Consider the following 22,720-nt stretch of genomic DNA (forward strand, 5'->3'; position numbering starts at 1 on the left):
AGGTGCGCGTCACGAGGAACAACCTAGCCCGCCGACCAGGACCGGACCGTCCCGTCCCGCCAGGTGGACTCCGACGACCCGGCTCACACGACCAGGTGCTGGACCTCGCCCTCGACCTTCCGGCGGGGGAGCGCCTCGACGACCAGCATCGCGGCGAGCACCATCAGCCCGCCCGACACCATCCGCAGGGTCACCGACTCCCCGCCGAGGAGCACGGCGAAGAACGCCGCGAACACCGGCTCCATGCTCATGATGATCGCGGTGCGGGTGGGCGGCAGGTGGGCCTGCGCCCAGGTCTGCCCGATCAGCGCGAGCGCGCCGGCGACGAGCGCCATGTAGACCACCGACAGCCAGTCCGCGGGCGTCGGCGGCAGCACGATCCCGTCCGGTGCGGTCGCCACCAGGCAGATGACCGCGATGACCAGCAGCTGCACGATCGAGATGCCGAGCGCCTCGCGGGCGTTCGACCAGGCGCCGAGCCCGACGATGTGCAGCGCGTAGAGAACGGCGCTGACCAGCGTGATCGCCTCGCCGTAGCCGATGGCCACCCCGTCCAGTGTCAGGACGGCCAGCCCGCCCGTCGCCAGCGCGACCGCCGCCCAGGTGAGCGGCGTCGTCCGCGTGCGCAGCAGCAGGGCGGCGAGCACGGGGGTCAGCACGACGTACATGCCGGTGATGAACCCCGAGACCGACGCGGCCGTGTGGGCCAGGCCGGCGGTCTGGAGGATCTGCGCGACGCCGTACACCCCGCCCAGCACGACCGCCCGCCGCCGCGACGCCGCCGACAGCCGCAGCACCGCCCGCGGCGCGACGAGCAGCATGACCGCACCGGCGATGGCGAAGCGGACCGCCAGGAAGTCCAGCGTCGGGACCCGGTCGAGCAGGTCCTTGATGAGGAAGAACGTGCTGCCCCACGTCGCCGTCATCGCCAGCAGCGCGCCGGCGGCGAGGAGGGAGGTGCGCCGGTCGGTCACCCCACCGTTCGAGCCGGCGCTCGTGTCAGCGCTCAAGCCAGCGCCTTGGCGCGGAGCTCCTGCAGCACCTGCACGTCCCCGCCGACCTCCCGCGAGCCGGGCGTCTCGGCGACGAACGGCACGCCCTCGGTCGCGGGGTGGGCGAACAGCTCGAGGAACGGCTCGATGCCGATGTGGCCGTTCCCGATGCTCTGGTGGCGGTCCTTGAACGCGCCGCGGACGTCCATCGAGTCGTTGGCGTGCACCAGCCGCAGCCGCCCGGGCCCGGCGACCTCGACGAGGTGGTCGAGCGTGGCGGCCGCGCCACCTGGCTCGTCCAGCGGCGCGCCGGCGGCGAAGACGTGGCAGGTGTCGAGGCAGATGCCGACGCGCGGGTGGTGGTCGAGCGCGTCGAGGTACGCCGCCAGGTCGTCCACGCCGGCGCAGAGCGAGCGGCCCTGGCCGGCGGTCGGCTCGAGCAGCAGCCAGGGCGCGTCCTCGCCGGCCGCGTCGAGGGTCTCCAGCAGCGGCAGCAGGCCCTCGCGGACCTGGCGCAGCGCGGCGTCGTACCGCTCGCTGGTGTCGTCCGCGGCGACGTACGACCCGGTGTGCACGACGACGCCCTCCGCCCCGATCTCGGCCGCGCGGCGCAGGTTGTGCGCGACGCTGGCGACCGAGCGCTCGTAGGTCAGCGGGGTGGGGGAGCCGAGGTTGACGAGGTACGGCGCGTGGACGAACACCCGCGTGCCGCGCTCGGCGGTGGCGGCCCGGAACGCCGCGTCCTCGGCCGGCTTCCCGGCGCTGAGCGCCCACCCGCGCGGGTTGCCGCAGAAGACCTGGAACGCCTCGCAGCCGAGCTCGTCCGCCGAGGCGAGGGCCCCGGACACGAGACCCTTGCCGACCGTGACGTGGGTGCCGACGGGGTTGCGGGCGGCGAGCTGGGCGGGGTCGAGCACCCGCGGAGATTACCCGCTCAGATGAGGGTCAGCGTGATCGTGGAGCCCTTCGGGACTCGCTCGCCGGAGCCGGGGCTCTGGGAGAAGACGTAGCCCAGCCCTAGGTAGCCGGCCGCCTCCCTCGTCTCGACGTCGAAGCCGAGCGCCTCGAGCTCCTCGCGCGCGGCGTCGACCCCGGACGCGCGGACGTTGGGGACCTCGACGAGCTCGGGTCCGAGGGAGACGACGAGCTCGATGGAGTCGCCCTTGAAGAGCGTCGCGCCGACCGGGTCCTGGCTGATGACATCGCCCTCGGCGACGTCGTCGGAGTACTGCTCGTCGGTGACCTCGACCACCAGGCCCTGGGCCTCCATCCGCTGGCGCGCGGTGTCGGCGTCCTCGCCGGTCCAGTCCTTGACCTTGATCGGCTTGCGGCCCTTGGAGACCACGAGGTCGACCACCGAGCCGGGCCGCAGGGTCGTGCCGGGCTTCGGGTCGCTGGCCATGACGACGCCCTCGGGCACGTCCTCGGACCACCGCTGGGTCGACCCGCCGAACTCCAGCTTCAGCTCGGCGAGCGCGTCCTGCGCCTCGTCCTCGGTCATCCCGCGCAGCTTCGGGACGTCGTAGAGCTCCTCACCCTTGCTGATCGTCACCGTCACGGTGCCGCCGTCGAGCACGCGGTCGCCGGCGCTCGGGTCGGTCGACATCACCTCGCCGGCCGGCACGGTGCGGGAGAAGGCGCGGGGCCCGATCTCCGCCTCGAGCCCGGCGGCCTCGAGCCGCTCGACCGCGGCCTGGCGGTCCAGCCCGATGACGCCGGGGGTGGTCGTCCAGCGCGCGAACCCGAACCACCACGCGCCCGTCCCCAACCCCGCCGCCAGCAGCACGGCGAGGACGAGGGCGAGCAGGCCCTTGCGGGACCGGCGGGTACGCCGCGGCGCCGGCGCGACCGGGACCTGCACGGTCCGCGTGTGCTCGGTCGGCGGCGGCGCGGTCGGGGAGACCGGGGTGCCGGTGCTCGACGGGGCGAGCAGCGCGGCCATCTCCTCCTCGTCCCACGGGTCGGCGGCGGTGTCGGTGCGCCGGCTCCGCTCGTCCCGCTCGACGGCGGGCGGGACGTCGGTCGGGCGCAGCAGCTGGGTCAGCTCGCCGGTGTCGCCGCCGACCGCTTCGGGCGCGGGCGGGCGCGGCATCAGGTCGGCCACCAGGTCGGGGTCCTCGCGAACGCCGGTCACCACGGCGGTGCTCACGCGGCGCAGCTGGTGGAGGAGCACGCCGGCGTCAGCAGGCCGCTGGCCCCGGTCGCGGGCGGTCGCGCGGGCGACCAGCGCGTCGACGTACGCCGGCAGGCCGGGGACGAGGGTCGAGGGCAGCGGGACGTCCTCGTGCACGTGCTTGTAGGCCACCTGGATCGGCGACTCGCCCTCGTGCGGCTTGCGACCGGTGAGCAGCTCGAAGAGCAGCACGCCCGCGGCGTACACGTCCGCGCGGGCGTCGGCGCGGCCGTCGACCACCAGCTCCGGCGCGAGGTAGGAGACCGTGCCGATGAGCACGCCGCCGGTCGCAGTGTGCTGGGTGTCGGCACTGACGGCCTTGGCGAGGCCGAAGTCGGCGACCTTGACCTGACCCTCGTCGGAGATCAGGACGTTCTCGGGCTTGACGTCGCGGTGGATGAGCCCGGCGCGGTGGGCGGCCGCGAGCGCGGAGAGCACCGGCTCGAGCAGCGCCAGCGCGCGGGCCGGCGGCATCGGGCTCTCCTTGGCGATGACGTCGCGCATCGTGTGACCGGCGACCAGCTCCATCGCCAGGAACACCACGCCGTCGTCGTCGCCCTGGTCGTGGACCGCGACGACGTTCGGGTGCGAGAGGCGGGCGGCCGCACGGGCCTCCCGGACGAACCGGGCCGCGAACTCCTCGTCGTCGCCCAGCCCGGGGTGCATCACCTTGATCGCGACGGTCCGGTCCAGCCGGATGTCGGTGGCCTCGTGCACGCTGGCCATGCCGCCGCGGGCGATCCGCGGACCGACGCGGTAGCGGCCGTCGAGGAGGCGCCCCTCGAGCCGCTGACCGTCCCAGCGAGGGGAGGGTGGACCGGAGGAGGGGTCGGTCGAGGACGCGTCCGCGCCCGACCGGGCATGACGATCTGGCGTCACGGCGACCCTCCTGCATGCCGAAGGGGGAAGTCTCCGGCGGGGACATCGTACGAAAGCAGGCCCTTCCCGGCGGGCTGAGCCCGGCGCCCGGCGTGGCGCGGACCCACCGGCACGGATGGGAGGATGGGCCCATGACCGACGACATCCCGCTCGCCGACCACGACCTCGCGGCCCTGGTGCCCGAGTGGATCGACTGGGCCGAGGCCGCCCGCCGGCTCGACGTCACCGTCGCCAAGGTCCGCACGATGATCCGCGACCACGAGCTCGCCGCCGCCGTGCCCTCGCCGGGCGCGGGCCAGCAGGTGCCGGCCGACTTCATCCAGGACGGGTTCCCCGTCAAGGGCCTGCCCGGGCTGCTGACGGTGCTGCACGACGGCGGGTACGACGACCGCGAGTGCATCGCCTGGCTCTACCTCGACCAGGACCTGCCGGGTCGCCCGATCGACGCGCTGCGGGAGAACCGCGGCTCGGAGGTCAAGCGCCGCGCCCAGGCGATGGCGTTCTGACCGTCCCGTGCGACTGAGCCCGCGGCTCCGGGCGGTCGGCTCGCTGGTCGTCGTCGTCCTGCTGGTCGTCCTCGGCGCGCTGCTGGCCGGCGGCGGGGATCCGGCGCCCGACCGGTCCGGCTCCTCGGGCCTGCCGACGGTCGAGCTGGCCGCCCTGCCGCGCGAGGCGCAGGAGACGATCGATCGGATCCGGGACGGAGGCCCGTTCCCGGAGCCGGAGCACGACGGCACCGTCTTCCACAACTACGAGGGCCTGCTGCCCGAGCAGGAGGACGGCTACTACCGCGAGTACACCGTCCCCACGCCCGGCCTCGACCACCGCGGGCCGCGGCGGATCGTCGCCGGCGAGCCGCGCGAGTGGTACTGGACCGACGACCACTACGCCTCCTTCGCCGAGGTGCTGCCGTGAGCGCACCCGACGACTTCCTGGCCGACCTGCTCGCCGGGCGCGTGCCGCCCGGCGTCCACCGCTGGGAGGTGGCGTACGCCGTCGCGGACGTCCGGGCGACCCTCGAGCGCGCCGGCTGGCGGCTGTTCCACCTCGACGGCCGGGCCCACCCGTCCCGCGCCGAGACGCTCGAGGCGCTCGGCGAGGCGCTCGCCCTCCCGTCCTGGTGGGGCCGCAACCTCGACGCGCTGGCCGACTGCCTGCGCGACCTCGCGGCCGAGCCCGGCACCGGCCGGACCGCCCTGCTCTGGGACGGCTGGGGCGTCCTCCACGACCAGGACCCCCGCACGGTCGACGTCGTCCTGCGCCTGCTCGCCGGCGCCGGTCTCACCGTCCTCCTCCGCGGGCCGTCGTCCACAGGTCCGGACGCGACGGATCGGTAGTCCGTCAGACGGTGCGCTGGGTGGCGGCGTCGGCGAGGGCGCGGAGGGCGTCGCGGGCGGCGGGGTCGACGGGGGCGCGGTCGAGGGCGGCGACGGCGAGCTCGGAGAGCTGCTCGATGACCGCCTCGACCTGGGCGCGGGCGCCGGAGGAGTCGATGATCCCGCGCAGCTGCTCGACCGCCGCCTCGTCGAGCGGGGTGCCGAGCGAGCGGTCGAGGAGGGCCGCGTCGGCGTCGGGAGCGGCGTCGAGCGCGAGGGCGACGAGCACGGTGCGCTTGCCCTCGACCAGGTCGTCACCGGCGGGCTTGCCGGTCGTGGCGGGGTCGCCGAAGACGCCGAGCAGGTCGTCGCGCAGCTGGAACGCCTCGCCGAGCGGCAGGCCGAAGGTCGACAGCGCGTCGAGCATCCCGTCGTCGGCCCCCGCGAGCGCGGCGCCGATGTGGAGCGGGCGCTCGATGGAGTACTTCGCGGACTTGTAGCGCAGCACGGTCATCGCGGTCTCGACGTCGGCGCGGCCCCGCGCCTGGACGGACACGTCGAGGAACTGGCCGGCCACGACCTCGGAGCGGCACAGGTCGAAGACCTCGAGCGCGGGGGCGACCTGCGCCAGCGGCAGGCCGCAGCGCCGCAGCAGCTCGTCGGCCCAGCTCAGCAGCATGTCGCCGAGCAGGATGGCCGCGGCCGCGCCGTACTGCTCCGGGTCGCCGGTCCAGCCCGACGCGCGGTGCTCGGACTCCAGCTGCCGGTGCGTGGCGGGGCGGCCGCGTCGGGTGTCGGAGGCGTCCATCAGGTCGTCGTGCACCAGCGCGCTCGCGTGCAGCAGCTCGAGCGCGGCGCAGGCGCGGACGAGGGCCTCCGCGTCGGCGGCGGAGGACGGAGCGGTGACCGCCAGGTGGCCCCACCAGCAGAACGATGCGCGGAACCGCTTCCCGCCCCGGACGGTGGTGCGGGCCTCGGTGATGAGCCGCTCCGCATCGGGACCGAGCGGCGCCAGGCGCGCCAGCTGCTGGTCGAGGAACGCGTCGAGCGCCCGCTGGACCCGGTCGCGGAAGTCGTCGCTGTCCCACCCGCTGGCCGTCACGCCGTCGAGACTAGCCAGTGGCTGCTGCGTGGACGGATGCCGGTCCGCGGCGGCGCCGACCGTACGCTTCGGGCATGGTGACCGGACCTGGACGCTCGCTCGCGGAGATGATCCGCGCGGGCGGGAAGTCGTTCTCGTTCGAGTTCTTCCCCCCGAAGGACGAGGCCGGCGAGCAGCAGCTGTGGGACGCGATCCGCGCCCTCGAGCCCTACCGGCCCACCTTCGTGTCCGTGACGTACGGCGCCGGGGGCTCGACCCGCGACTCGACCGTCCGGGTCACGGGCCGGATCGCGCGCGAGACGTCCCTCATCCCGATGGCCCACCTCACCTGCGTCGGGCACACCCGCGCGGAGCTCGAGGCCATCCTCGACGCCTACCACGAGGCCGGCGTGCACCACGTGATGGCGCTGCGGGGCGACCCCACCGACGGCCCGCGGGCCGCGTGGACGCCGACCGACGGCGGGCTGACCTACGCGACCGAGCTGGTCGAGCTGGCGCGCTCGCGCGGTGACTTCCGGGTCGGCGTCGCAGCCTTCCCCGAGGGCCACCCGACGGCGGAGTCGCTCGACCACGACGCCGACGTGCTGGTCGCCAAGGCGCGGGCCGGCGCGGAGTTCGCCGTGACGCAGATGTTCTTCCGGGCGGCCGACTACTTCGGCCTCGTCGCCCGCGTTCGTGACCGCGGCGTCGACATGCCGATCCTCCCGGGGATCATGCCGATCCTGAACCTCGCCGCCATCCGTCGCCAGGGCGAGCTGATCGGCGCGGACGTGCCCGACGAGGTCGTCCGCCGGATCGCTGCTCACGACGGCGACCCGGCCGCGGTGCGCAACGAGGGCATCGCGGTGGCGGCCGAGCTGTGCGAGGAGCTGCTCGCCGGCGGCGCGCCGGGGCTGCACTTCTACACGCTCAACCGGTCCCGGGCGACGCTCGAGATCTTCGACCGGCTCAACGTCTCCGCCTGACCGGTCCGACCGGTCCGGCCGCCCTCGCTCAGGCGGGGCCGACGGCCTGGGCGACGAGGGCGGCCGACAGGCCGACGTACGGCAGGCCGGCGCCGGGCGTCGCGTGCGCGCCGGCGGCGTACACCCCCGCCACGGGCGTCGTCGGCCCCAGCCGCTGCCGCACGGTCGACCGGCCCTGCCACAGGACGCCCATCGGCGAGCCGCCCCAGGCCTCGACGAGGTCGCGCGGCGTGCGGTCGACGCGGGCGACGACGTGGGGGCGCACGTCGATGCCGTGGCGGGCCAGCGCTCGGAGGACGTCCTCGGCGAGCCGGCCGCGGCCGTGGACGGTCCACGCGGTGGCCCCGTCCGGAGCCCGGCCGCCGGGCCGGACGACCAGCAGCGGGTCGCCGTGCAGGACCACCTCGTGGGGGAGCTCGGGCACGTCGCCGTCGAGCCCGAGGTGGGTGACGACGGGAGGGATCGCCGGCATCGTGCGCGCGACGAGCGGTGCCAGCGTGGGCAGCAGGCGCGGGTCGACGGCCACCACGACCACGTCGGCGTCGACCTGCTCGCCGCCGAGGTCGACCGCGGCCACGCGACCGGCCCGGACCACGAGGTCGCGCGCGGTCGTGCCGGTGCGGACCGTCACGCCGCGGGTCGCCATCCGCGCAGCCAGGGCCTCGGTGAGCCGGGCCATGCCGCCCTCGACCGTCCACGCGCCGAACCGCTGCTCGACGTACGCCGTGACGCCGGCCCAGGCGGGCACGTTGCGCAGGTCGTGGCCCTCGGCGACGGCCGGGTGGCCGGCCACGAGCGCGAGCCGCTCGTCCTTGAACGTCTTGCGCAGCCGCCGGTGCAGCGTCTCGCGCCCGTCGAGGAGCGCGGCCAGCGGGCGGGAGAGAGCGGTGGGGTCCCAGGGCACCTCGAGGTACTCGCGGCGCAGCGTCTCCCACACCTCGGTGTAGGACGCGACGTGGTCGACCCAGCGCTGCCCGAGTCCCGGCCCGAGCGCGTCGAAGGCGGCGACCTGCGCGCCGCGTGAAGCGGGGACGGTCACCCCGGTGCCGTCGGCGAACCGGTGCTCGCGCACCACGTCCAGCGGGACCAGCTCGAGCTCGCGCTCGACGGGCCGGCCGCTCTTGCGGAACAGGTCGCGCACGACGGCCGGCAGCGTGGTCCACGTCGGGCCGGCGTCCCAGGCGAAGCCGTCGGCCTCGACCGTGCTCAGCGCGCCGCCGAGCACGCCGGAGCGCTCGAGCAGGGTGACCTCGTGACCGAGCTTCGCCAACCGCGCGGCGGACGCGAGCCCGGCGAACCCGCCACCCACGACCACGACCCGCGCCACGGCTCGACCCTAGGGGGCCGCGCCGACACCGCCGGCACCGCCGCCCGGCGGGGCCGGGCGGGAGCGCCACCGGCGCCAGCCGCGCCGGACCAGCCGGGCGACGAGGTACAGCACGACCAGGCCGCCGACCAGCAGCACCGCCGCCACGGCCGCCGCGGCCCGCGGGTGCTCGAGCGCGAACCACACCACCGCCAGGACCGCGACGTCCTCGGTGACGCTGGCCAGCACGTTGCTGACCGGCTCGGGGGAGGTGTTGATCGCCAGCCGACCGCCGGCCTTGGCCAGGTGGGACAGCAGGGCGGTGCCGCCGCCGACCGTGCCGAGCACGGCCTGGTCCAGCGTCTGCGCGTCGCCGGCGAGCAGGACGCCGACCACCGCGCCGACCGTCGGGCGGATCGCGGTCGAGACGGCGTCCCACGTGGAGTCGACGTACGGGATCTTGTCGGCGACCAGCTCGACCACGAAGAACAGCGACGCCACGGCCAGCACGTCCCACCGGCCGAGGGCGTCGGGCACCTGGTCGAGGTCGCCGACCCGGTCGGCGACGCCGAGGACCAGCACCACCAGGTAGGCGTTGATGCCGCTGGCCCAGCCGCTGGAGAACGCGAGCGCGAGCGACTCCACCGCAGCCTCCTCGTCAGCCCTGGCGGATGACGCGGTCCAGCGACTCGGGGTCCCGCCCGACGACCGTGGTGCCGTCGGAGGCGGTGAGGATCGGGCGTTGGATCGCGCGCGGCGCGGCGGCGAGCGCCTCGAGCCACGCCTGCCGCGCGGACGGCTCGCGGGGCAGGTCGATGCCGGCCTCGCGCGCCTCCTTCGGGCGGGCGACGTCCCAGGGCTCCAGCCCGAGGCGGGCCACCACCTCGCCGAGCTCCGCCGCGGTCGGCGGGTCGTCGAGGTAGCGCCGGACGGTGTAGTCCGCCCCTGCGGCGTCGAGCTCCGCGACGGCGGTGCGGCACTTGGTGCAGGCGGGGTTCAGCCAGATCTCGATGCTCACCGGTCTCACTCCACGTCGATCTCGGTGGCGCCGGTCAGCGCCCGCAGCTCGTCGTACGTCGTCGAGAACACGGCCGCGGGATGACCGGCCGCTGCCCACACGACGGGGTGCTGCTGCAGCCAGCGGTCGAGGTACGTCGGCACCGGGGTCGGGTGCCCGATCGGGGAGACCCCGCCGATCACCTGGCCGGTCGCCGCCCGGACCAGCTCGGCGCTCGCCCGGCGCAGACGGGGGACGCCGACGGTCGCCGCGACCTTGCCGGTGTCGACGCGGTGCGCGCCGGAGGTCAGCACCAGCACCGGGTTGCCGTCGGCCTCGAAGAGCAGGCTGTTGGCGATCGCGCCGACCTCGCAGCCCAGCGCCTCGGCAGCCAGTGCCGCGGTGTGCACGGAGTCGGGCAGAATGACGACGTCGCCGGTGCCGCCGCGTCGTGCGTGCTCCTCGCGGAAGTGCGTGATCGAAGGGTGCTCGGTCGCCATGAGCGCGACCCTAGGGCACCGGGCTGACACCGGGCCCGACATCCGGCCCGACCCCCGCGACCACCCGCACGAGGAGCCCGCATGACGACCCAGCCCACGACGGACCCCATGACGACGGCCCGGCCCGCGTCGGTCCAGCGCGCGGTCCGGCTGCTGTGGGTGCTGGTCGGCCTCGCCGCGCTCACCGCGGTGCTCACCGTCCTCCTGCGCGCGGACCTGCTCGACTCGTGGTCGGTCGGGCATCCGGTCGACGCCGACATCAAGCAGCCCGCGTTCGTCCCGGTTGCGATCGTCCTGCTCGTCACCTTCATCGGGCTCATCGGCACGTTGGTGCCGTTCCTGGTCGTCGGTGCGAACTGGGCGAGGCACTCGCTCGCGGCCGTGGTCCTGATGGCCGCGATCGCGACCGTGGCCGGCCTGCGCACCGAGCCGCCGGCACAGTTCGTGGTCGCCGCCGTCGTCTCCCTCGTCGTCGACGTGGCGATCCTCGTGCTGCTGTGGAGCCGCTCCACCAGCGCCTTCGTGCGCGGCCCGGGGGCCGCGCCCGGCGACCAGGGCTGAGGGCCCGGCCGGCTCCTCCCCGGCCACCACCGGCAGGTCTTGACGACCTGTCGGTGCCGAGGTGTACCTTCGTCTCGTTCGAACAAGTGTTCGAGCAACCCGGCGGGGACGACCTCGACCCCCGTCCCCGCCGGGTCGAACGGTCCGGGGTCGGTGGGGTCGACGGATCCGGGCGGGAGCCCGAGGAGCGAGGCGGACGTGGTGCGGTACGACGACCCCGTCGAGGTGCGGACCGGTGCGGGCGGGCTCGAGGGCCCGGCCCAGTTCCTGTGGCGCGGGCGGTTGTGGAAGGTGCGGACGGTGCTCGAGCGGCGCAGCCAGGAGCTGCCGCCGCGCGAGGTGTGGCGCGTGGCGGCCGGTCGCGGCCGGCTGGACCAGGACGGTCCGGCGGGCGGCGGGGTCTTCGAGCTCGTCCACGACGTGCCGGCCGGGCGCTGGCTGCTGGCGGCCGGCGCGGGAGCGGGAGCGGGGGAGTGAGCGCCGTGCGGAGCGTCCCGGAGCAGCCGAACCCCTACGCCCTGCCCGCCACGACGCACGCTTACCTGGCCCGGTCGGCCGAGTCGCTGAGCGAGGCGATCGCCGCGGCCGAGGTGACCGAGCGCTACGCCCACGCGCACGTCGCGGCGCTCCGGGCGGCCGCGGCGCTGCTCGCGGCGCGGGCCCGGCCGACCCCCGCGCGGCGGCGGCCGCAGAAGAACGCGTGGGTCCTCCTGGTGGAGGTCGCTCCCGAGCTCGAGGAGTGGGCGCGGTTCTTCGCCGCGGGTGCCGGCAAGCGGGCCGCGGCCGAGGCGGGCTCGCGGCGGGCGGTGACCGAGCGCGAGGCCGACGACCTCGTGCGGGACGCCGACCGGTTCCTCGGCGTGGTCGAGCAGGCGCTCGGGCTCGTGCCCCACGCGCCGGTGCAGGTCCACGTCGTGCGCCGGGTCGGGTGAGCCGGGCGTGCCCGGCGGCCCCCGAGCCCTAGGCTGGGCGGCATGCCAGTTCCCGAGCGGCCCGGCGACCGACCCGGCGACCGAACGAGCGACCGTCCGAGCGAGCGCCGCACGGCGGCACGGACCGCGGTCGTCTGGAGCGCCCTCGGCGACGTACTGGATCGAGGTCCGCTCGACGTCCTCGACATCGGCGGCGGCACCGGCGGCTTCGCGGTCCGGGTCGCCCAGGCCGGCCACCGGGTCACCGTCGTCGACCCGAGCCCGGACGCCTTGGCCTCCCTCGACCGCCGCGCGCGGGAGCGGGGCGTCGAGGTGGCCGCGCACCAGGGCGACCTCTCCGGCCTCGTCGACGTCGTCGGCGCGGACGCCGCCGACGTGGTGCTGTGCCACGGGGTGCTCGAGGTCGTGGAGGACCCGGCGGCCGCGCTCGGTGCGCTCCGCTCGGCCGTGCGCCCCGGCGGCACGCTCAGCCTGCTGGTCGCCCAGCGGCACGCGGCCGTGGTGGCCCGGGCGATGGCCGGTCACTTCCAGCAGGCGATCGCCCTGCTCGACGGCGACCCCGCGGCGCCGGCCCCGGGCCGCTCGGGTCGGCGGTTCACGCGGGACGAGGTCGAGGGCCTGCTGCAGGACGCCGGCTTCACCGTCGACGGCGTCCACGCGGTCCGCGTCTTCGCCGACCTGGTGCCCGGGTCCCTCCTCGACGCCGAGCCGGGCGCTGCCGCGGCCCTGGTCGAGCTGGAGCGCGCCGTCGCCGACCGGCCGGAGTACCTCCCGCTCGCGACCCAGCTGCACCTGCTCGCCCGCTGACCCCGCCGCTGCGGTCCGCTGCCGTGGCCGTGGTTCCCGAGGCGCGAAGTCGTGAGCGACGGCCGGGTCGACCGGTCGTGGGACTGCCCGGTGCTGCACGTCGACATGGACGCGTTCTTCGCCTCCGTCGCCCTGCGCGACCGGCCCGACCTCCACGACCAGCCGGTCGCGGTGGGCGGCGGGCACCGCGGGGTGGTGCTCTCGGCCAACTACGTGGCGCGCGCGCATGGCGTCCGGGGCGGCATGTCGGGCGTGCGGGCACGCCGGCTGTGCCCGGACCTGGTCTCGCTGCCGGGTGACCACGCGACGTTCTCAGCCGTGTCCTCGGCGCTGCGCGACATCTTCCGGCGGTTCACGCCGGTGGTGGAGATGGCCTCGCTGGACGAGGCGTTCCTCGACGTGCGTGGCGCGACCCGGCTGCTGGGGTCCCCGCTCACGATCGCGGAGATGGTCCGCGCGACCGTCCACGAGGAGCAGCGCATCACCTGCTCGGCGGGCGTCGCGCCGACCGTGTCGGTCGCCAAGATCGCGAGCCGACGCGCGAAGCCCGACGGGGTGGTCGTCGTCCCGCCCGGGGAGGTGGTCGGCTTCCTGCACGCCCTCGACGTCGAGGAGCTGTACGGCGTCGGGGAGGCGACCGCTGCCAAGCTCCGGCGAGCCGGGTTGCGCACCGTCCGGCAGCTCGCGCACGCGCCGGCCGAGGAGGTGCGTGCCGCGGTCGGTCCCGGCGCGGCTCGCCAGCTCCACCTCCTCGCCTGGGGGCGAGACCGAGCAGAGCTGCACGAGCGGCGCGGACCACAGGAGCCGGACCGCTCGATGGGCGCGCAGCGGACCTTCGCCCGCGACCTGACCGACCGCGACGAGGTGCTGCGCGAGGTGCTCGGCCTGGCGGCCAAGGTGACCCGCCGGCTCCGGGCCGGCGAGGTGGCGGGCCGGACGGTCGTCCTGACGGTGCGGTACGCCGACTTCACCACCCTCACCCGCTCCCAGACGCTGCCGGAGCCGACCGACGTGACCCAGGAGGTGTACGCCGCGGCGGTCGCGCTGCACGACGCGGAGGTCGCCCGCAACCGGGCTTCCCGAGGCGGTCGGCGCGGCCGGTCCGCCGCCCTGCGGCTGGTCGGGGTGCGGGTCGAGGGGCTCGTCCCGCGCACCCGCGTCCACCGGCAACGGGTCCTGGGCGAGCGCGAGCGCGGCTGGCCCGAGGCCGACCGCGCCGTCGACCGGGCCACCGGTCGGTTCGGCTCCGGGGCGGTTCGCCCGGCGACCCTCCTGGGTGTCGTGCCGACCCCGCCGGCGCTCACCGGTCGGACCGCCGGCGAGGCAGGCGAAGGTGCCGGGGAGGGTGCCGGGGAGGGTGCCGGGGCAGGTGCTGGCGGTGGCGCCGGCGAGCCGCCGAGCGACCAATTTCACTGACGCGGCTACCGCGTTCCGAAACGCCTGCCTAGACTTGGGACACGACCCGCGTGGGGCGTGTTCCGGCCGTACGACCAGTGGAGGAACGGTGCCACTCTCCGAAGAGGAGCTGCGACTGCTCGAGCAGATGGAGCGCGCGCTCTCGGAGGAGGATCCGAAGTTCGCCTCCACCCTGCGCGGCACGTCGTTGCGCCGCTCCGCCCGTCGTCGCGCCATCGCCGCCGGCGCCTGCTTCGTCGCCGGTGTCGCGCTGCTGATGACCGGCGTCGTGACGCAGCTGCCGGTCGTGGGGATCGTCGGGTTCCTCGTCATGCTCGGCGCCGGCACCGTGGCCCTCACCTCGCTCCGCGGGCAGGCCGCAGCTGCGGCGGCTCCGGCCGACCCGCGCCAGGCCGAGCACCCCTCGCGCTTCACCGTCATCGACGGCGGCCGCAAGAGCCGCCCCCGTCGCACCCGCCGCCCCTCCGGCTCCTCCGGCTCCTTCATGGAGCGGATGGAGGAGCGCTGGCGCCGCCGGCGCGAGCAGAACGGCGGCTTCTGAGCCACCCCGGTCCCCGCTGGTTGAGCAGCGAGGGCCGCTAGGCCTGAGCGTTGACGAGAGCCGGTGAGCTGCGGCCTCGAGGACGCGTGTCCGCCTGCGGCGGGCCTGGTATTGGCTCCCGCGTCGCTCTGCGGGCGGTCCGCGGGTGCGGTGCGCCGGGGGTGGTGTCGAGGCCTGCGGCGTCCGCTTGCGGCCCGGGGCCGCCCGGCTCACTTGCTCCCGAGGAGGCCTTCCCCCCGGGCTTCGCTCCTCCAGGCCGTCGGGGTCGCCTTGACGTTCGCCGGGACGCCCCGGCCCTCCGGCGGCCGCCTCCGGCGCCGACCCGCGCGGCGTACCGGGCGCGCGGCGGGCAAGGTGTTGGCTCCAGCGTCGCTGTGCGGCCCGGCCGTCGCGGGGTGGTGGGGTCGGGCGGCTCGTGAAGGCGCCTGCGGCGTCCGCCTGCGGTCCGGGGGTGCCCGGCTCACACTTGCTCCCGAGGCGGCCTTCCCCCGCTTCGCTCCTCCAGGCCGTCGGGGTCGCCTTGACGTTCACCGGGGCGCCCCCGGCCCTCCGGCGTCCGCCTCCGACGCCCGGACGCGCCACCCGAACGCTCGTGCCGGGGCGACCCGCCCGCCGGCGCGGCGGTGGCCGGAGGGACTCGAGGACGTGCCCACGGGCGGCGCGCCCGCGAGCCCTCAGCCGCCGACGTGGTCGACGACGCCGCCGTACCTGGTCGAGGACGGTTCGGTGCGGAGGCCGGCCTGGGGGCGGCTGGCGCGGGTGAGCAGCGAGCGGGGCCACCAGTCGGCGAGGCGGCGGGCGCGGCGGGGGGCGCCGTCGTGCAGGGCCGCGGTGATCGTCTCGACCTCGGCCCGCAGGGTCGTGGTGGCGGCTTCGGCGCGGGGGGAGTAGCGCCGGAGCTCGACGGCGGCGACCACGCGGTCGAGGGCCCGGACGGCGTCGGGGGCGAGGTGGGCCCCGCGGCGGGGGCGTCGCTCGGCCCGGTCGTCGTCGGGGGCGCCGAAGTGGTCGGCCAGCCAGGCGGCGGTCTGGCGGGGTGAGCGGGCTTCGGGCCAGGGCAGGCGGAGGTCGACCGCGCTGTCGCGGAGCTCGGCCCAGGCCGGTTCGGGGCCGCCCGAGAGGCGCCCGGCGCGGCGCCGGGCACGGAGGGTGCGGGGGAGGAGCGCCAGGGCGATGACAAGCCCGCCGCCGAGCAGGCCGCCGAGCACGGGGAGCAGCCAAGCGGGGTCGTCCGACGCGTTCGCGGCGACGTCGTCCTCCTCCTCGACGGGGGCAGCCGGGGCGTCCTCGGGGCGGTCGGGCTGCTGTGGGGTGGCCGGGTCGGTGCGGTCGGGGGAGATCGGGTCGGGCGCGGGGACGTCACCGCGGGTCCATGCCGGTGCGCTGCGGGCGCGGGCGGCGGGGGTGGGCTCGAACCGGACCCAGCCGCTCCCGGGGAAGAACAGCTCGGGCCAGGCGTGGAGGTCGTGGGCGCTGTACTCCCAGGTGTTCGACCCGACCCGGTCGGGCCGCAGGAAGCCGACCGCGACCCGGGCGGGGATCCCGAGCATCCGGGCCATGACGGCCATGGAGGCGGCGTACTGCTCGCAGTAGCCGCTGCGGCCGTCGGGACGCAGGAAGGACACGAGGTCCTCGGTGGCGTTGCCCTCGACGCCGGCGGTGCTGTACTCGAAGCCACCGGTCTCGCGGAACCACCGCTGCAGCGCCACGGCCTTCTCGTAGCGGGTGGGCGCCTCGCGGGTGACCTGGACCGCCAGGTCGCGCACCTCGCCGGGGATGTCGTCGGGGAGCTCGGTGTACGTCGTCGGGACCAGCCCGAGGGTCGACCGCGCTCGCGCCATGTCGACCGCGTCGTAGGCCAGCTTGACGCCGGTCATCTCGTACTCGAGGCCGGCGGTGTCCATCTCCTTGTCGGCCGCGAGGAAGTCCCGGGTCTGGACGTCGTAGCGCCAGTCGCCGTCCGCCACGACGCGGGTGCTGGTCGCCCATGCGGGCAGCCAGGAGGACTCGAAGGTGTCGTAGACGCTGACCCGGTAGTCGTACGGGGTGCGGCCGAGCTCCGGATCCACCCCGAGGAACGGCGGCAGCTCGCCGGTGGGCACGTTGGTGACGGGGACCTCGCGGTCGCCGGCGCTCCAGGTGTTGCCGTTGAACCAGGTGAGCGCGGTGGTGCGGAGGTACGACGGATCGGGGTCGTCGGTGGTCAGCCGCAGCACGGGGTTGTCCGGGCCGCGGACGAGGTCCTGCTTGAGGTCGGCGAGCGGGTTGGTCAGCTCGATCTCGTCGCCCCCGCCGGGCCCGTGGCCGAAGTCGACGAGCCGCACGTCGAGGGTCGGGACGGCCAGCGGCACCGCGACCGCGAGGGCCGTCGCGACGCCTCCGATCGCTGCGGCGGTCGTGCGGACCCGGCCGGTGCGGACGCCGAAGCCGGACGGGTCGTCCTCGACGGTGCGTCCCCAGCGGGTGACCCGGTCGCCCTCGTGGAGGTACAGCACGAAGAGGAACCCGATCGCGGTGAGCGCGAAGACCCACCACGACAGGCCGCCGCCGAGCACGCTGACCGGGACGCTGTAGATGGTCAGCAGCGGCACGCCCGCCCACGAGACGCGCCGCAGCGTCGCCACCAGCGCGTCGACGAGCAGGAAGCAGCCGAGGCCGCCGAGGACGAGCAGCGGGTGCACGGGAGCGGAGGCCGGCACCGGTGGGGCGTACTGGTTGGCGTTGTCGACGGCCGAGCGCACGACCAGCTCGAGCTCGAGGAGCCCGGGGCCGACCGGGAGCGGGTAGCCGGTGAGCGCGAGGCAGGTGGCGACCCCGCCGGTGAGGAGCTGGGCGAGGACGACGAAGCCGCCGGGCACGCGGGCCCAGCGGGCGAGGGCGCCGGTCGCGACGACGACCGCACCCACGAGCAACAGCGGGCCGAGGTAGCTGCCGGGCGCCTCGACGAACGGCCGCCAGGACAGCATCGCCAGCCAGGTGGTGCCCGCGGCGGCCGCCGAGACGGCGAGCGTGGTGCGCAGGTTCGTGTGGCGGGCGGTCATCGGGCCACCTCCGCGCTGCGGGCGCTCTGGGCGGCGGTCGAGGACAGGTCCTGCCAGACGGCGTCGAGCCGGTCGCCCGGCGTCAGCGACACCGCGCGCCAGCCCTGCTGGACCAGCACGGGCACGGCGCCGCCGGGGGCGTCGTGCGCGTCGACCCAGGCGTCGACGTCCAGCGAGACCGCGAGCCCCGAGCCGGCGTGGTGCCGCATCCGGCGCAGGACCGGGACGTCGAGCGCCTCGACCGCGCCCAGCACCGCGACGGTGAGCCCGCCGTGGCCCTGCTCGCCGAGCCACGAGCCGTCCAGCCGCGGCGAGTCGACCGGCTCCAGGACGGCGAGCGCCTCGAGCAGGGGACCGGTGCCGACGTCGGACTCACGCTGGTGCCAGGCGCTGCCCGGTTCCTCGCCGGAGGCGGTCACGAGCCGGACGGCGAACCCGCGCTGCACCAGGTGGGCTGCGATGGAGGCCGCCGCGGAGACCGCGGCCTCGAGCGACGAGGCGACGCCCTGCCCGCGGTGGGCGCGCGCGCGGTTGTCGAGGAACAGGGTCGCGCGCGACTGCCAGGGCTGCTCCTCGCGGCGCACCATGAGCTCGCCGGTGCGCGCGGAGCTGCGCCAGTGGACGCGGCGCAGGTCGTCGCCGCGGCGGTACTCCCGCACCGTCACGTCCTCGGCGGACCCGGTCGCGAAGGCGCGCGGTCGGTTGTCCCCGGCGCCGGTCCAGCCACCACCGAGGGGGATGGAGGGCAGCGGCACCGTGCGCGGCGTGACGGTCAGCGACGCCGTCGTCCGGAACGACCGGCCGAGCTCGACGAGCCCGAACGGGTCCGCGACCCGCACGGACATCGGTCCGACCTCGAACCGGCCACGCACGTCCGAGCGCACCTGGTACGCCGCGTGGCGGCGCCACCCGTGGCCGATGCCCTCGAGGACGAACCGCGGCCGGGACCCGAGGACGTAGGGGACGTGGTCCTCCAGCAGCAGCACGCCGCTGGGGGTGCGTCCCTCGTTGGTCAGGGTCAGGTCGACCCGCGCCGACTGGCCCGCGGTGACCAGCTGCGGGCTGACCGTGCGGACCAGGGCGAGCTTGTAGCGGCCGCGCGCGAGCACGGCCGCGGTCACCAGGGGGAGCGCCAGCACCAGCACGCCGACCCGGGTCAGCGCCGGCTGGCCCAGCACGATCGCGCACACGACGGCGGTCACGCCGGCCGCGACGAACGCCCGGCCGCGGACGGTCAGACCGGCGAGCGCCTCACGCACGACAGGCCCCCGGCGGGCGGGGACAACGGGACAGGCGAGGCACGGACGTGGTCACGAGCGGGGGCCGTCGGGCACCGGCACGGAGGCCAGCAGGCCGTCGAGGATCGCTGTGGTCGAGCGGCCGCTCATCGACGCCTCGACGCTGGGCAGCAGCCGGTGGGCGAGCACCGGCCGGGCCAGCGCGAGCACGTCGTCGGGAAGCACGTAGTCGCGGCCGGCCATCGCGGCGTACGCCTTGGCCGCGCGGACCAGGTGGAGCGTCGCGCGGGGCGAGGCGCCCAGGTTCAGGTCGTCGGTGCGCCGGGTGGCGCCGGTCAGCGCGACGACGTACCGCTGGACCGCCTCCGAGACGTGGACCTGGCCGACGATGCTGGTGAGCTTGCGGATCTCGGCGGCGTCGGTGACCGGCTCGAGGTCGTCCAGCGGGCTCGCGCCCGCGTGCGAGCCGATCATCGCGATCTCGGCCGCCTCGACCGGGTAGCCCACCGAGACCCGCGCCATGAACCGGTCGCGCTGCGCCTCGGGGAGGGCGTAGGTGCCCTCCATCTCGATCGGGTTCTGGGTCGCGATGACCATGAACGGCGTGTCGAGCTGGTAGGTCGTGCCGTCGACGGTGACCTGCCGCTCCTCCATGCACTCCAGCAGCGCGGACTGCGTCTTGGGGGAGGCGCGGTTGATCTCGTCGCCGACGACGATGTTGGCGAAGATCCCGCCGGGGCGGAACTCGAACTCGCGGGTGTCCTGGTTGAAGACCGAGACGCCCGTGACGTCCGAGGGCAGCAGGTCCGGGGTGAACTGGATGCGCCGGACCGTCGAGTCGATGCTGCGGGCCAGGGCCTTGCTCAGCATCGTCTTGCCGACGCCGGGCACGTCCTCGATCAGGAGGTGGCCCTCGGCCATCAGCACGACCAGCGAGGCCGAGACGACGTCGGGCTTGCCCTCGATCACCCGCTCGATGTTGGACCGGATCCGCCCGACCACGCGCGCGAGCGTCTCGAGGTCAGCACCTCCCGCTGCCGGAGCAACCACGTCGAGCCCTTCCGTCCCTCTGACACGTGCGACCAACCGTATTCGGTGACGGCAACCTGCGCCGCTCCTCCGGCCAGCCGCATGCCGGCCGCCGCCCCGGGGCTCCCGACGACCCACCTCGCCCCACCATCCACCCCACTTCACCCCACCGCGCGCCCCACCCACGCCCCACCTGGGCCGCATGCCGACCAACCGGACCGGGTCGCACCGCGGCTGACCTGCGCGAACAACGGGCGGCCCGATTCGGCCCAGGGGCGGCCGCGGGGGAGGGGCGAGGGCGGAAACCCCGCGAAAAGGGCGCGCGGACACGCCCGATGGAGTTGACGGTGGGGAGAAGTGGGTTAAAGTGGTGCGAAGTGGAGGAACGTGGCTGACGGAGGTGCCCGATGTTCTTCATGGGCACCTACACCCCCCGACTCGACGAGAAGGGGCGGCTGTTCCTCCCGGCGAAGTTCAGGGACCGACTCGCAGAGGGGCTCGTCGTGACGCAGGGTCAGGAGAACTGCCTGGTCGTGTGGCCGAGCGACGTCTTCATGCAGGAGGCGCAGCGGGCCCGGGCGGCGCCGATGACCAACAAGTCCGCCCGTGAGTACGCCCGCGTGCTCTTCGCCGGCGCGGACGAGGGGTCGCTGGACAAGCAGGGCCGCATCTCGATCCCGGCCAACCTCCGCGAGTACGCGTCGCTGGAGAAGGACGTGGTCGTGATCGGCGTCATGGACCGGATCGAGATCTGGGACCCGGCCCGTTGGGAGGCGTTCTCCAGCGAGGCGCAGCGCAAGTTCGCCGAGCTCGACGAGGCCGGCGAGGACTGACCAGCAGGACCCAGCAGCACCAGCAACACCCCAGAGCGAGCACCACAACCGAACAGCGGAACCGCAGGGCCAGGTCTCTGGCCCGCTCTCCCCGCCAGCTGGCGCACCTTCCCCGGTGCCAGGTGGCGGCACTTCCCCGTCGGGGGAGCGGGCAGGAGACCTGGCCCTGCGGCGCCGCAGAAGCACGCACCACCCAGCACCCACGCAGCACCACCCACGCTGCACCACCACTCCGCACCACCCAGCACCACGACATCAGGGGTCGAGCCGATGAGCACCACGCACGTGACGTCCGCGAGGACGACCGACGGTGCCGTCCCGCGCGTCCGCCACCAGGCCCGCGACGCCGCCGCCCTGATGGCGTTCTCCGCCGCCAGCTCGGTCGTGCTGGCGGTCACCTTCCTGCTGCTCGCCCGGCTCGGGGGCTGAGCCGGCGATGAGCCAGCCCCGACACGTCCCGGTGCTGCTCGACCGGGTCGTCGCGCTCCTGCAGCCGGCGCTCGAGCGCGAGGGAGCCGTCCTCGTCGACTGCACGCTCGGCCTCGGCGGGCACAGCGAGGCGGTCCTGGAGCGGATCGGCAGCGCCCGGGTGGTCGGCATCGACCGCGACCCGGAGGCGCTGCGCCGCGCGGGCGACCGGCTGGCGCCGTACGGCGACCGGTTCACCGGCGTCCACGCTGTCTACGACGAGCTCCCCGACGTCCTCGACGACCTCGGCCTGGACTCGGTCGACGCCGTCCTCTTCGACCTCGGCGTCTCCTCGATGCAGCTCGACGTCCGCGAGCGCGGATTCGCCTACGCCGAGGACGCCCCGCTCGACATGCGGATGGACGGCACCGCCGGCCCGACCGCGGCCGACGTGCTCAACACCTACTCCGCCGGTGAGCTGACCCGCGTGCTGCGCGACTACGGCGAGGAGAAGTTCGCCAAGAAGATCGCGCACGCGATCGTCCGTCGCCGCGAGACCCAGCCGTTCACGACCTCCGGCCCCCTGGTCGAGCTGTTGTACGCCGAGATCCCGGCGCCGGCGCGCCGGACCGGCGGGCACCCGGCCAAGCGGACCTTCCAGGCGCTGCGCATGGAGGTCAACGACGAGCTGGCCGTGCTGCGCCGCGCGATGCCGGCGGCGATCGACGCCATCGGGGTCGGCGGCCGCGTGGTCGTGGAGTCCTACCACTCGCTCGAGGACCGGCTGGTGAAGCAGGCGTTCGTCGCCGCGACCCGCAGCACGGTCCCGGTCGACCTGCCGTTCGTCCCCGAGGGGAGCGAGCCGGCGCTGCGCCTGGTCACCCGCGGCGCCGAGCAGGCCGACGAGCAGGAGATCGCCCAGAACCCGCGTGCGGCGTCGGTCCGCCTGCGTGCCATCGAACGGACCCGCGCATCCCAGGGAGCAGCCTCATGAGCACCACCTCCAGCGCAGCGGCGCAGATCCGCTCCCGCGTCCCGCGGCTCGCCGAGGCCGCCGTCGAGCGCGCGCGGCTCACCGTCGTCCCGGCCCGCCGGGTGCGTGCGGCGCGCGTGCCGTTCGTGACGCTGGTGACCGTGCTGCTGCTGGGCGGGGTCGTGGGGCTGCTGCTGTTCAACACCCAGATGCAGCAGGCGTCGTTCGCCGCCACCGCCCTGGAGAAGCAGGCCGGCGACCTCGCCGCCCGCCAGCAGACGCTGACCATGGAGATCGAGCGGCTGCGCGACCCGCAGACGATCGCCCAGCGGGCGACCCGGCTCGGCATGGTCGTGCCGGCCGCCCCGGCGTTCCTCGACCTCGACACCGGCGCGGTCGAGGGCGACCCGCTTCCCGCCGGCCCCGAGGGGCGTCTCCCGATCAACCCCGGCCCGCCCGCCCTGCCCGCGGCGCTGAACCCGGCACCGGAGGTCGTCACGGTGGAGGCCCCGCCCGAGGGTGTCCTGGCCGAGGACCGCGGCAACGGCGGCCGAAACTCCGGCGACACGGCCCGCGGTGACGGCCGCGGAGGCGACGGCGGGGGTAGAAACGCTCAGGAGTCCCAGCAGTCACAGGACTCCCGCCAGAACCAGCAGAACCAGCAGAACCAGCAGCAGGCCCGCCGCTAGCCGAGTCCGACCAGGACCCCGA

At 75.4% G+C, this 22,720-nt stretch carries 25 protein-coding genes; 14 read left to right on the plus strand and 11 right to left on the minus strand.

What is annotated here, in order from left to right; genetic code table 11:
- Positions 1 to 83: 83 nt before the first annotated feature.
- From H7344_RS00425 to pknB, 3 genes are read right to left on the minus strand one after another with little or no spacing between them, the layout of a single operon-like run.
- On the minus strand, positions 84 to 1,010 hold the full coding sequence (locus H7344_RS00425) for a DMT family transporter (RefSeq protein ID WP_229706835.1): 927 nt from the start codon (positions 1,008 to 1,010) through the stop codon (positions 84 to 86).
- On the minus strand, positions 1,007 to 1,909 hold the full coding sequence (locus H7344_RS00430) for a deoxyribonuclease IV (RefSeq protein ID WP_186344064.1): 903 nt from the start codon (positions 1,907 to 1,909) through the stop codon (positions 1,007 to 1,009). Before H7344_RS00430 ends, H7344_RS00425 begins: the two co-directional genes overlap by 4 nt.
- A 17-nt stretch (positions 1,910 to 1,926) precedes the next feature.
- Positions 1,927 to 4,044 carry a Stk1 family PASTA domain-containing Ser/Thr kinase gene (gene pknB, locus H7344_RS00435; RefSeq protein WP_229706834.1) on the minus strand — a complete coding sequence of 706 codons (2,118 nt, stop codon included), beginning with the start codon at positions 4,042 to 4,044 and terminating at the stop codon, positions 1,927 to 1,929.
- Between the two features lie 131 nt (positions 4,045 to 4,175).
- Here pknB and H7344_RS00440 point away from each other — a divergent pair, with 131 nt between their 5' ends.
- The 3 genes from H7344_RS00440 to H7344_RS00450 are packed head-to-tail and all read left to right on the plus strand — an operon-like array spanning position 4,176 to position 5,381.
- Positions 4,176 to 4,550: an Rv2175c family DNA-binding protein gene (locus H7344_RS00440; protein WP_186344065.1), complete on the plus strand. Its 375-nt coding sequence runs from the start codon at positions 4,176 to 4,178 to the stop codon at positions 4,548 to 4,550.
- Positions 4,551 to 4,557: 7 nt separating this feature from the next.
- A complete protein-coding gene (locus H7344_RS00445) occupies positions 4,558 to 4,959 on the plus strand; it encodes a ribonuclease domain-containing protein (RefSeq protein WP_186344066.1) in 402 nt (133 codons plus the stop codon).
- Positions 4,956 to 5,381, plus strand: a complete 426-nt coding sequence (locus H7344_RS00450) for a barstar family protein (RefSeq protein ID WP_186344067.1) — start codon at positions 4,956 to 4,958, stop codon at positions 5,379 to 5,381. Before H7344_RS00445 ends, H7344_RS00450 begins: the two co-directional genes overlap by 4 nt.
- Before the next feature lie 4 nt (positions 5,382 to 5,385).
- On the opposite strand, the gene H7344_RS00455 is transcribed toward H7344_RS00450, so the two are convergent.
- Positions 5,386 to 6,462 carry a polyprenyl synthetase family protein gene (locus tag H7344_RS00455; RefSeq protein WP_186344068.1) on the minus strand — a complete coding sequence of 359 codons (1,077 nt, stop codon included), beginning with the start codon at positions 6,460 to 6,462 and terminating at the stop codon, positions 5,386 to 5,388.
- Between the two features lie 74 nt (positions 6,463 to 6,536).
- On the opposite strand from H7344_RS00455, the gene metF reads away from it, so the two are divergent.
- On the plus strand, positions 6,537 to 7,427 hold the full coding sequence (metF, locus tag H7344_RS00460; RefSeq protein WP_186344069.1) for a methylenetetrahydrofolate reductase [NAD(P)H]: 891 nt from the start codon (positions 6,537 to 6,539) through the stop codon (positions 7,425 to 7,427).
- Positions 7,428 to 7,455: 28 nt separating this feature from the next.
- On the opposite strand, the gene H7344_RS00465 is transcribed toward metF, so the two are convergent.
- From H7344_RS00465 to H7344_RS00480, 4 genes are read right to left on the minus strand one after another with little or no spacing between them, the layout of a single operon-like run.
- The gene (locus H7344_RS00465) at positions 7,456 to 8,754 is read right to left on the minus strand and encodes a phytoene desaturase family protein (RefSeq protein WP_186344070.1); all 1,299 of its coding nucleotides are present in this window, start codon (positions 8,752 to 8,754) and stop codon (positions 7,456 to 7,458) included.
- A 9-nt stretch (positions 8,755 to 8,763) separates the two neighbouring features.
- On the minus strand, positions 8,764 to 9,378 hold the full coding sequence (locus tag H7344_RS00470; protein ID WP_186344071.1) for a DUF4126 domain-containing protein: 615 nt from the start codon (positions 9,376 to 9,378) through the stop codon (positions 8,764 to 8,766).
- Between the two features lie 13 nt (positions 9,379 to 9,391).
- Positions 9,392 to 9,751, minus strand: coding sequence for an ArsC/Spx/MgsR family protein (locus H7344_RS00475; protein WP_229706833.1), 360 nt, complete (start codon positions 9,749 to 9,751; stop codon positions 9,392 to 9,394).
- Positions 9,752 to 9,756: 5 nt separating this feature from the next.
- On the minus strand, positions 9,757 to 10,230 hold the full coding sequence (locus H7344_RS00480) for a YbaK/EbsC family protein (RefSeq protein ID WP_186344072.1): 474 nt from the start codon (positions 10,228 to 10,230) through the stop codon (positions 9,757 to 9,759).
- An 81-nt stretch (positions 10,231 to 10,311) separates the two neighbouring features.
- Here H7344_RS00480 and H7344_RS00485 point away from each other — a divergent pair, with 81 nt between their 5' ends.
- The 6 genes from H7344_RS00485 (at position 10,312) to H7344_RS00510 (ending at position 14,487) form a co-directional block, all read left to right on the plus strand.
- A complete protein-coding gene (locus H7344_RS00485; RefSeq protein WP_186344073.1) occupies positions 10,312 to 10,791 on the plus strand; it encodes a hypothetical protein in 480 nt (159 codons plus the stop codon).
- 198 nt (positions 10,792 to 10,989) lie between these two features.
- Positions 10,990 to 11,268: a DUF6504 family protein gene (locus tag H7344_RS20995; protein ID WP_186344074.1), complete on the plus strand. Its 279-nt coding sequence runs from the start codon at positions 10,990 to 10,992 to the stop codon at positions 11,266 to 11,268.
- Complete coding sequence (locus tag H7344_RS00495) at positions 11,265 to 11,723, plus strand: SAV_6107 family HEPN domain-containing protein (protein WP_186344075.1); 459 nt, start codon at positions 11,265 to 11,267, stop codon at positions 11,721 to 11,723. Before H7344_RS20995 ends, H7344_RS00495 begins: the two co-directional genes overlap by 4 nt.
- 42 nt (positions 11,724 to 11,765) lie before the next feature.
- Positions 11,766 to 12,530, plus strand: coding sequence for a methyltransferase domain-containing protein (locus tag H7344_RS00500; protein WP_186344076.1), 765 nt, complete (start codon positions 11,766 to 11,768; stop codon positions 12,528 to 12,530).
- 51 nt (positions 12,531 to 12,581) lie between these two features.
- The gene (gene dinB / locus H7344_RS00505; RefSeq protein WP_229706832.1) at positions 12,582 to 13,946 is read left to right on the plus strand and encodes a DNA polymerase IV; all 1,365 of its coding nucleotides are present in this window, start codon (positions 12,582 to 12,584) and stop codon (positions 13,944 to 13,946) included.
- A gap of 88 nt (positions 13,947 to 14,034) precedes the next feature.
- A complete protein-coding gene (locus H7344_RS00510) occupies positions 14,035 to 14,487 on the plus strand; it encodes a DUF3040 domain-containing protein (protein ID WP_186344077.1) in 453 nt (150 codons plus the stop codon).
- 674 nt (positions 14,488 to 15,161) lie between these two features.
- Here the strand turns inward: H7344_RS00510 and H7344_RS00515 are convergent.
- From H7344_RS00515 to H7344_RS00525, 3 genes are read right to left on the minus strand one after another with little or no spacing between them, the layout of a single operon-like run.
- Positions 15,162 to 17,528 carry a transglutaminaseTgpA domain-containing protein gene (locus tag H7344_RS00515; protein ID WP_186344078.1) on the minus strand — a complete coding sequence of 789 codons (2,367 nt, stop codon included), beginning with the start codon at positions 17,526 to 17,528 and terminating at the stop codon, positions 15,162 to 15,164.
- The gene (locus H7344_RS00520; protein ID WP_186344079.1) at positions 17,525 to 18,787 is read right to left on the minus strand and encodes a DUF58 domain-containing protein; all 1,263 of its coding nucleotides are present in this window, start codon (positions 18,785 to 18,787) and stop codon (positions 17,525 to 17,527) included. Before H7344_RS00520 ends, H7344_RS00515 begins: the two co-directional genes overlap by 4 nt.
- Positions 18,788 to 18,838: 51 nt before the next feature.
- Positions 18,839 to 19,816 (minus strand): AAA family ATPase, encoded by a 978-nt coding sequence (locus H7344_RS00525; protein WP_186344080.1) that lies wholly within the window; start codon positions 19,814 to 19,816, stop codon positions 18,839 to 18,841.
- Positions 19,817 to 20,211: 395 nt separating this feature from the next.
- Between H7344_RS00525 and mraZ the strand changes: the two genes are divergently transcribed.
- From mraZ to H7344_RS00545, 4 genes are all read left to right on the plus strand, one after another.
- Complete coding sequence (gene mraZ / locus H7344_RS00530) at positions 20,212 to 20,628, plus strand: division/cell wall cluster transcriptional repressor MraZ (protein ID WP_308423306.1); 417 nt, start codon at positions 20,212 to 20,214, stop codon at positions 20,626 to 20,628.
- Positions 20,629 to 20,898: 270 nt separating this feature from the next.
- Positions 20,899 to 21,057: a hypothetical protein gene (locus H7344_RS00535; protein WP_166196967.1), complete on the plus strand. Its 159-nt coding sequence runs from the start codon at positions 20,899 to 20,901 to the stop codon at positions 21,055 to 21,057.
- A gap of 7 nt (positions 21,058 to 21,064) precedes the next feature.
- Positions 21,065 to 22,030 (plus strand): 16S rRNA (cytosine(1402)-N(4))-methyltransferase RsmH, encoded by a 966-nt coding sequence (rsmH, locus tag H7344_RS00540; protein ID WP_186344082.1) that lies wholly within the window; start codon positions 21,065 to 21,067, stop codon positions 22,028 to 22,030.
- A complete protein-coding gene (locus tag H7344_RS00545; protein ID WP_186344083.1) occupies positions 22,027 to 22,698 on the plus strand; it encodes a hypothetical protein in 672 nt (223 codons plus the stop codon). The genes rsmH and H7344_RS00545 overlap by 4 nt, the downstream gene beginning before the upstream one ends.
- Positions 22,699 to 22,720 lie beyond the last annotated feature (22 nt).

It is taken from the genome of Nocardioides deserti (assembly GCF_014266025.1).
GTDB lineage: Bacteria > Actinomycetota > Actinomycetes > Propionibacteriales > Nocardioidaceae > Nocardioides > Nocardioides deserti.